Below are 9,219 nucleotides of genomic sequence, written 5' to 3'. Positions count from 1 at the left end.
GTATTTACAGCATTGGCACCAAATACTTATACTTTATACGTGAGAAATACAGCGGATAACACTTGTGTAACTCCGTCATCGACTGCTATAACGATAAATGCGATACAAGTAATTCAAGTCCCTACCACATCAAGTGTAGTACAACCTACTTGTGGAACTCCTTCAGGAAGTATCACAATCACAACGCAAGTAGGAGTAGAATATAGCTTAAATGGCACAGTATATCAATCTTCCAATTCATTTTCAGGATTACTTCCAAATACTTATACGTTATATGTAAGAAGTGCAACAGATAACACTTGTGTGCAGTCATCTTTATCTGCGACTACTATAAATGCAATTCCAATTGCTCCGGTTATTCCTGTTGCCTCAACTGTGGTTCAGCCAACTTGTTCCACACCAGCGGGAACAATTACAGTGACGCCGCAAGCAGGAGTATCCTACAGTTTGAATGGTACATCGTATCAAATTTCCAATGTTTTTGCAGGATTAGCTCCAAACAATTATATAGTTTACGTGAGAAATAATGCTGACACTACTTGTTCCGTTCAAAGTCTTACAAGTATAACTATTAGTCCACTTCCTTTATTACCAGTAATTCCAACTCTAATGCAAGTCGTACAACCTACCTGTTTGATGCCAGCTGGAAGTATTGCAATTAACACACAAGTAGATGTCCAATATAGTGTAGGTAACGGATATCAAAGCAGCCCTGTCTTTAATGATTTGACTCCTGGAAAATACATAATTAGTGTGCGCTTTGTAAATAGTATTGCATGTGTAGCTTTAGGTTCTGAAGTTACGATAAACGCTATTCCTTCACCAATTCAATTTGAAACTAGAGGAGATTGTGAAAACAAAGAGTTTATATTGACCGCAAATCCATTAGCTGGCTCTTATAATCCAAATGAGGTTTCGTATCAATGGAAGGATAAAGAAGGGAATCTTGTTGGAACTAATTCTAATGTACTAAATCTTACCGATGTAATTTCTTCAACTCCGGGAGCGCCAGTAGTATTTCCGGCGGCATATTCGCTTACGGTTACATCTATGAGTACTGGATGTGAGACAACCTCTAATGTAACAGTAGAATCAATTTATTGCAACATCCAAAAAGGAATTTCTCCTGATGGAAATGGTTCAAATGATTTCTTCGATTTGAGTTTGATGGATGTCAAAAAATTGGAAATATTTAATAGATATGGTATCAAAGTTTACAGTCAGATGAATTATACCGATCAATGGAATGGCCAGTCAAATAAAGGAGAAGATCTTCCAAGTGCTACTTATTATTACGTAATTGAATTCAATAGCGGTGAGCCAAAAACAGGATGGATTTATCTAATCAGAGAAAAAGAATAAATAATAATTTATTAGTCACAGCTATTTTTAACTGACTTCTAAAACGAAAAATATATAGATATGAACAAAATAATATTGATGTCTCTTTTAGCTCTCTTCGCATGTTTAGATGTAAAAGCGCAACAAGATCCACATTATACACAGTACATGTATAATATGAATGTTATCAATCCCGCCTATGCTGGCTCTAAAGAAAGTCTTTCTTTGGGTCTTTTATATAGAAAACAGTGGGTGAATATTGAAGATTCGCCTGCTTCTTTTTCTTTCTCAGGTCATGCACCGGCAGGTAAGAATGTTGGAGTGGGTATCTCTTTTGTGTCAGATAAAATTGGTCCCGTAACAGAGCAAAATGTGTTTGGAGATTTCTCATACACTTTGAAATTAGGGGATACGCAACGATTAGCATTTGGTGTAAAAGCGGGTGTTTCATTCCATAAAGTAGGTCTAAGAGATATTCAATCTAGTTTGCCAGATCCTTCAGAGGGTATTTTTGGGGAGGATATTAACGATACATCGTTGAATTTAGGTACCGGTTTGTTTTATTATACCGATAAATACTATGTTGCACTCTCTCTTCCCAATATGATAAAAGCCGCACACTTAGATTATAATGGGCGTCAATATGGCTCGGATGTGTCGCATTATTTTTTAACCGCTGGTTATGTTTTTGAAGTTAATTACGAATTAAAATTCAAGCCTTCATTCATGTTGAAATCAGCTTTTAATGTAACTCCATCTTTAGATCTATCTGCTAATTTTTTATATCAGGAAAAATTCGAAATTGGAGCAACTTACAGGTTGCAAGATAGTTTTGGTGGAATGATTAACTTTGCCGTTACACCTGAGTTAAGAATAGGGTATGCTTATGATCACATTGTTTCTGATTTAAGAGTAACCACTCCTTCTTCACATGAGTTCATATTACTATATGATCTATTTGAATCTAAAAAAGTGTCCCGCTCCCCAAGATTTTTCTAATATTTAATTACTCGACGTAATGAAAAAAAATACAATTTTATTATTTTTTGTGCTTACAAGTCTTTCGCTTACAGCACAAAATAAAGAGACTAAAAGTGCTGATATATTGGTTGAAAGCTATGATTATGTTAAAGCCGTTCAAGAATATTTAAATTTGGTTGCTAAAGGAAATACGGATCCGTATGTAAGTAAACAACTCGGAGACTGCTATTACTATATGTTTAATACAATAGAATCGGAAAAATGGTACGCTAAAGCAACGCAATCTCAGCAAGATGCAGAAACCTATTTTAGATATGCACAAATGCTAAAGTCCAATGGCAAATATGCAGAATCAAATATTCAAATGGCATTATTCGCTGATCGCATGCCCAATGATCAACGAGCCATTGTTTTCATTAAAGATCCTAATTATTTGACAAAATTAAATGCTTTAGAAAATCGTTTTGAGGTAAACGCAATTCCCGTAAATTCAGAACGCTCTGATTTTGGTGCTATTCTTTATGGAGATGTTCTTTATTTTGCGAGTGCAAGAAATGAAAGCAACAAAACGTATGGTTGGAATAACGAACCCTATTTAGATATCTTTCAGTCTACTTACACTGCTGATGGGAAGTACTCTGAACCTATTGCTGTTAATGAATTAAATAGTAGGTTTCATGAAGGACCTGTTACAATGAATAAGGAGGGCTCTGTTGTTTATTTTTCCAGCGAGAGTTTTAAAGATAAATTATTTGACAAGGATAAAACACGCAAAATCAAATTTGGTCAAGTAAATTTGTATAAAGCGACTAAAGAAAATGGAAAATGGAGCAACATAACTGCGTTGCCATTTAATAGTAAAAGTTATTCTGCGGGCAATCCGTCTTTAGATAAAGATGGGAAAATACTTTATTTTGCCTCTAATATGCCTGGTTCCGTTGGAGGAACTGATATTTGGAAAGTAAAGGTGAATAGCGATGGATCTTTTGGTATTCCAGAAAATTTAGGAACAAAGATCAATACCGTTGGGGATGAGAATTTTCCGTTTATGGGGGATGATTCCATTTTGTATTTTTCATCAAATGGTTTGACTGGTTTTGGAAGTTTAGACGTTTTTTCAGTGGATTTAAATACTGATGGAGAACCACATAATATGGGTAAACCTATAAATACGGAGAAAGATGATTTTGCTTTTAGTTTTAACAAAGATAAAAATATAGGATATGTGTCTAGTAACCGTTTTGGTAAAGATCATATTTATAGTGCGATTCCAATTTGTAAAGCTCAGATTTTTATTGTGGTTAAAAATGCAAAAACAGGAGCACTTTTGGCTAATTCTAGAGTGGTAATTTTGGATAACGCCACGACTATTTTAGATACTCAGCTGTCTAGTAATGATGGTGAAGTGCTTTATGATTTATCCTGCCTAAAGTCATACACAATACAAGTTTTCAAAGATGGTTATGTTACAAAATCTTTTCCAGCCAGCAGTAAACAAGGGCTAATTACAATGGAAGTTGCACTAGAGCCAATTGATGTTGTTGTAACAGAAACAGAAATCCTTTTGAATCCCATTTACTTTTATTCTAATAAGAGTGATATAACGGAGCGTGGTGCAGTAGAGCTTGATAAATTGGTTTATGTACTGGCACAAAACAGTAATTTACAAATCGATGTTAAGTCTCACACGGATTCTAGAGGCTCTGACTCTTATAATTTAGATTTATCTGAAAGAAGAGCACAATCAACTGTTGCGTATATTATATCAAAAGGAATCAGTTCAGAAAGAATTTCTGGGAAAGGATTTGGGGAATCCATACCTAAAATTGATTGCCAAAATAACTGTACGGAACTAGAATTTGCACTAAATAGACGTTCGGAATTTATGATAAGAAAATAAATGAATTAGTTTTAAAATACAAGAAGAGGATACTATAAAGTATCCTTTTTTTGTACAATTTATTTATTAAAAGAAAATTTTGTTATTCAAATATTAGCCATGAATCGTTTCTTGCTTGCCATAATTACTGATGATGGATGTTTCAAAATCAATCCACTCCTTCCAGCGTTTGTCCACATTGACGTTGTCTGCATATTTCCTTGCAAAACCTAAAAATGTGGTATAGTGTCCTGCTTCGCTAATCATTAAATCACGATAAAATTTAGCTAATGCCGCATCTGCAATGTTTTCAGAAAGTACTTTGAAACGCTCACAACTTCTGGCTTCAATCATCGCCGAAAACAACAATCGTTCGCACAAAGCATCATTGCGACTCCCGTCTTTTTTCATGAACTTGAATAATTCATTCACGTAATGATCCTTGCGTTCCCTTCCCAGTGATAAGCCTTTACTTTTGATTAAGTCGTGTACCATTTGCAAGTGTTCTAATTCTTCTCGCGCAATAATCATCAATTCGGTCACTAATTCTTCTTTTTCCGAATTTTGTGTGATCAAGCTGATGGCATTCGAAGCTGCTTTTTGCTCACACCAGGCGTGGTCTGTCAAAATTTCTTCAATATTTGACTCTACTATATTAACCCATCTTGGGTCGGTTGCTAATTTTAATCCTAACATTTTAATCGAATTTATGTGGGTACAAAATTAGTGTTTTCTTCCTGATTTATACCGCGATAACCAAAATGCTTTGTGACTTTGCTGTCAAAATAAGTGGGGCGTGCCACCAAAAAAAATGGCCAAAGCTACATTCCGCCTAGCCATTTTTTTGCTGTCGGGCTATCCGCTGCAAGTCCTCATTGTGATTTCGCTGCGCTGCACCACAATTCCGGGCTTTCCACTACTGTCCCTCACGCAGTCTGGTGCAAAGTATAGTTAGCCATTTTCAATAGAATTTACAATCCTGGAAAGTTACAATCCGACTTTAAAGTAGTATTTTGCAGCACTAATTTACAACACACAAAAAGTGCAATCACTCTTAATTATCGGTTTTGTTTGGCCTGAACCCAACTCCTCAGCAGCAGGTGGAAGAATGATGCAATTGATTTCGCTGTTCCAAGAACAAGGATTCACAATTACCTTTGCTTCTCCTGCTCAAGACAGTGACTTTATGATAGATTTGCAACCGTTTCAAGTTGACAAAAAGGCAATTGTGCTCAATTCAGAGAGTTTTGACACATTTGTAGAAGAACTTAATCCAACTGTAGTTCTCTTTGATCGTTTTATGATGGAAGAGCAGTTTGGTTGGCGCGTGGCTGAAAAATGTCCAAACGCACTTCGAATTTTAGATACCGAAGATTTACATTCTTTGCGTCTCGCCAGACAAAAAGCATTCAAGGAAAATCGTGAATTCAAAACAACAGATCTCCTTGTTGAAGAAGTAGCCAAACGAGAAATAGCCAGTATTTTGCGTTGTGATTTATCTTTGATAATTTCCGAGTTTGAAATTGAATTGCTAACCAACACTTTCAAAATTGATGCCTCGGTATTGTATTATTTGCCGCTTTTATTAGAACCGCAAGCTGTTCTAAATTTAAATACAACACTTTCATTTGAGAGAAGAAAAGATTTTGTTTTTATTGGTAATTTTCTACATGAACCCAATTGGAACGCGGTGCAATATCTCAAAGAAACGATTTGGCCATTGATTAAAAAACAAGTGCCTGATGCTGTTTGTTGTATATATGGTGCTTATCCTTCACAGAAAGTCTTGCAATTACATAATGCAAAAGAGGGATTCTTAATTCTTGGTCGTGCGGATAATGCGCAGGAAGTAGTCAAACATGCCCGGGTTGTTTTAGCGCCTTTGCGTTTTGGAGCAGGAATAAAAGGAAAATTACTTGAAGCCATGCAATTTGGTACGCCAAGCGTTACCACTACCATTGGTGCCGAATCGATGCAAGGCGATTTGTCTTGGAATGGTTTTGTTGAGGACAATTGTATAATTTTTGCCAATAAGGCTGTGTTCTTATATCAAGATGAAAAAATTTGGCTTGAAGCCCAACAAAACGGATTTGAAATAATCAAGCAACGGTACATGCGAACGTTGTTTGAAAGCGAGTTTAAAGAGCAAATACTAACATTACAAGAGAATCTGCCACAACATCGTTTGAATAATTTTCTGGGTGCATTACTACAACATCATACTTTAAAAAGCACGAAGTACATGTCGAAATGGATTGAAGAGAAGAATAAAAGGTAGTAGTTATAAACTTTTGAAGTATGAAAAGTTATTCAAATTAGAAAACTACATGCAACGCATCACTTTATTCAACAATAGCAATCGCTTCAATTTCGATGAGCCAATTTTTATTTCCTAAAACGGCAACACCTACCAAGGTGCTTGCTGGAAAGTCAGCATTTCCTAGAAATTTATTTCTAATTTTTCTAAAAATAGGTAAATCAAACTCTGGATTAAAATTTACAATATAGGTATTCATTTTTACCACATCCTTGAAAGTAGCGTTGCAATTTAGTAGTTGTTTTTCTAAATTCTCAAATGTTGAAATTGTTTGTAATTCTAAATTAGCACCAATTCCAATTTGTCCTGAAATATAAATGGTTTTAAAACTTCCAGTTTGTACAATAACCGCTTGAGAAAAGCCTTCATTTGGTTCGATATAGTGTTTATCAATCATTTTGTAATAAATTAAATACTTCGTAAAATTAATAGTTTATTTGCTAATAATGATTTTAAACCAGCGCTTAAGTAATAGTATTTTGATAACATTAAATAGACCTGACTATTTAATTATAATATGAAAATTCATTTTTCTACAAGAGATAGTAAATTAACTATTGCGTAGTTGCGATTGCAAAACTACTTAAAAAACCAGGCGGATTGAAAAGAAGCTTAAAAATTAATGACAATTTGTTTTAGTTTGTATGTCGATTTTTTTTAGTCATCATTTCCTACCTACTCTTTGTTATGCTGCAAGTTTTTCAACGGACTAGTTCACATATCTTGGGACGCTTTCATTGCAAAAGACTAGATGGTGTTGTCTTGTGAAAATATAGTATATTTCGTAATCGGGTATTTCTGCAATTATAATTGACTTTACTTAGGGGTTATTTGGTCGCTTTCGCATCAGGGATAGTAGCGGCATCCTTTTATTTCTCTTGTTTTTTTAACGAGAGGAATAAAAGATACAGCGAATAGCCCGACTTCACTGCAACGCTAGTAGAAGTGAGGTGATGCCCAAAAACAAAAAACCCATCTTGTTCTGAAGAACGAGATGGGTTTGAATTTATAAAGAAGCAGTGGTTATGCAAGCATGGTCACTGGGTTTTCAATGTATTGTTTTAATGTTTGTAAGAATTGTGCTCCAGTTGCTCCGTCGATTGTGCGGTGGTCGCAAGCAAGAGATAGCATCATGGTGTTTCCTACTACGATTTGGCCATTTTTAACTATTGGTTTCTCTACAATTGCTCCTACGGATAGGATGGCAGAATTAGGTTGGTTGATAATCGAGTTGAATTCGACGACACCAAACATTCCTAAGTTAGAAACCGTAAACGTACTTCCTTCCATTTCTGTAGGCAATAGTTTTTTGTTCTTAGCTCTTCCAGCAAGATCTCTTACGCTTCCGCCTATTTGAGATAAACTCATAGCATCTGTAAATTTCAATACAGGGACCACTAATCCATCTTCAACAGCTACAGCTACGCCAATATTTACATGGTGATTAATTGTAATAGCATCTTCTTTCCACTGAGAATTGATTTTGGGATGTTTCTTCAAAGCCATCGCACAAGCTTTAATAATCATATCGTTAAAGGACACTTTAGTATCTGGAACGGAATTAATTACTGCTCTTGAAGCCATTGCGTCATCCATCGCCACTTCGATAACTAAGTTGTAATGTGGTGCGGTGAATAATGATTCAGCCAAACGTTTCGCAATGATTTTTCGCATTTGCGAGTTCTTAATTTCCTCTGTAAAAACTTCTCCGGCTGGAACAAAAACTTTTGGAGCAACAGGCGCAGCGGCAGTTTCTACTTTTGCAACAGGAGTTGCAGCATTTTGCGGTGCTACAGCAGCTGGTGTAAAGTTTTCGATATCGCTTTTTACAATACGGCCGTTTTCACCTGAACCTTTCACTTGTGTTAATTGAATTCCTTTGTCACTTGCAATTTTCTTTGCCAATGGTGACGCTAAAATACGCTGTCCGTCTGTGGATGCTTCTTGAACAATTGGTTCTGTTTGTTTTTCTGTTGCAGCTACTTCTTTTTCTTCTGCTACAGCAGGAGCCTCTTTTGGAGCTCCACCAGTTTTATAATTATCAGCTATTCCGCTAATATCGGTTCCAGCTGGGCCTATTATAGCTAAAAGACTATCAACAGGCGCACTGTTTCCTTCTTCGATTCCTATGTACAATAAAGTTCCTTCGTTGAAGGATTCGAATTCCATTGTTGCTTTATCAGTTTCGATTTCAGCAAGAATATCTCCTTCAGCCACAGCATCTCCTACTTTTTTTAACCAAGTTGCTACAGTTCCTTCTGTCATGGTATCGCTTAAACGAGGCATTGTGATAACCACAACTCCTTTTGGTAACGAAGCAGATGAAGTCGCTGTCGTTTTAGTAGCTTCAGGTTCAGCTGCTGTTTCTTCAGTAGCTTTTGTTTCTTCTTCAGTTTTTGTTTCTTCTTTAGCTGGAGTTGCATCAGCTGGTTTTTCTGCTAGTAATGCGGAAATATCCTCTCCTTCTTTTCCTATAATTGCTAATAAAGAATCCACTGGTGCAGTTTCACCTGCAGGTATGCCTATATGTAAAAGAGTACCTTCGTTGAAAGACTCAAATTCCATCGTTGCTTTATCAGTTTCAATTTCAGCAAGGATATCCCCTTCGTTGATTTTATCACCTACTTTTTTTAGCCAAGTCGCTACCGTTCCTTCCGTCATCGTATCGCTCAAACGAGGCATTGTAATTATTGTTGCCATA

At 36.0% G+C, this 9,219-nt stretch carries 7 protein-coding genes; 4 read left to right on the top strand and 3 right to left on the bottom strand.

Going from position 1 to position 9,219, the window contains the following annotated elements; translation table 11 throughout:
• The 3 genes from BUC11_RS02520 to BUC11_RS02510 all read left to right on the top strand — a co-directional run.
• A partial coding sequence (locus tag BUC11_RS02520) for a T9SS type B sorting domain-containing protein (protein ID WP_139259410.1) occupies window positions 1–1,362 on the top strand: 1,362 nt, incomplete at its 5' end.
• Between the two features lie 60 nt (window positions 1,363–1,422).
• Window positions 1,423–2,340, top strand: a complete 918-nt coding sequence (locus BUC11_RS02515) for a PorP/SprF family type IX secretion system membrane protein (RefSeq protein WP_073351576.1) — start codon at window positions 1,423–1,425, stop codon at window positions 2,338–2,340.
• Window positions 2,341–2,359: 19 nt separating this feature from the next.
• On the top strand, window positions 2,360–4,222 hold the full coding sequence (locus tag BUC11_RS02510) for an OmpA family protein (RefSeq protein ID WP_073351574.1): 1,863 nt from the start codon (window positions 2,360–2,362) through the stop codon (window positions 4,220–4,222).
• 93 nt (window positions 4,223–4,315) lie between these two features.
• Here BUC11_RS02510 and miaE read toward each other — a convergent pair whose 3' ends face one another.
• The gene (gene miaE, locus BUC11_RS02505; protein ID WP_073351573.1) at window positions 4,316–4,897 is read right to left on the bottom strand and encodes a MiaE family protein; all 582 of its coding nucleotides are present in this window, start codon (window positions 4,895–4,897) and stop codon (window positions 4,316–4,318) included.
• 346 nt (window positions 4,898–5,243) lie between these two features.
• Here miaE and BUC11_RS02500 point away from each other — a divergent pair, with 346 nt between their 5' ends.
• Complete coding sequence (locus BUC11_RS02500; protein WP_073351569.1) at window positions 5,244–6,479, top strand: glycosyltransferase; 1,236 nt, start codon at window positions 5,244–5,246, stop codon at window positions 6,477–6,479.
• A 64-nt stretch (window positions 6,480–6,543) separates the two neighbouring features.
• On the opposite strand, the gene BUC11_RS02495 is transcribed toward BUC11_RS02500, so the two are convergent.
• Both BUC11_RS02495 and BUC11_RS02490 read right to left on the bottom strand, forming a co-directional pair.
• Entirely contained in the window at window positions 6,544–6,915 is a 372-nt protein-coding gene (locus BUC11_RS02495; protein WP_073351567.1) for a RidA family protein, read from the bottom strand.
• A gap of 626 nt (window positions 6,916–7,541) precedes the next feature.
• Window positions 7,542–9,218 carry a pyruvate dehydrogenase complex dihydrolipoamide acetyltransferase gene (locus BUC11_RS02490; protein ID WP_073351565.1) on the bottom strand — a complete coding sequence of 559 codons (1,677 nt, stop codon included), beginning with the start codon at window positions 9,216–9,218 and terminating at the stop codon, window positions 7,542–7,544.
• Window position 9,219 lies beyond the last annotated feature (1 nt).

This window comes from Flavobacterium xanthum, from assembly GCF_900142695.1.
In the GTDB taxonomy this organism is placed as follows: Bacteria; Bacteroidota; Bacteroidia; order Flavobacteriales; family Flavobacteriaceae; genus Flavobacterium; species Flavobacterium xanthum.
This window is presented reverse-complemented; position numbering and strand designations above follow the sequence as displayed.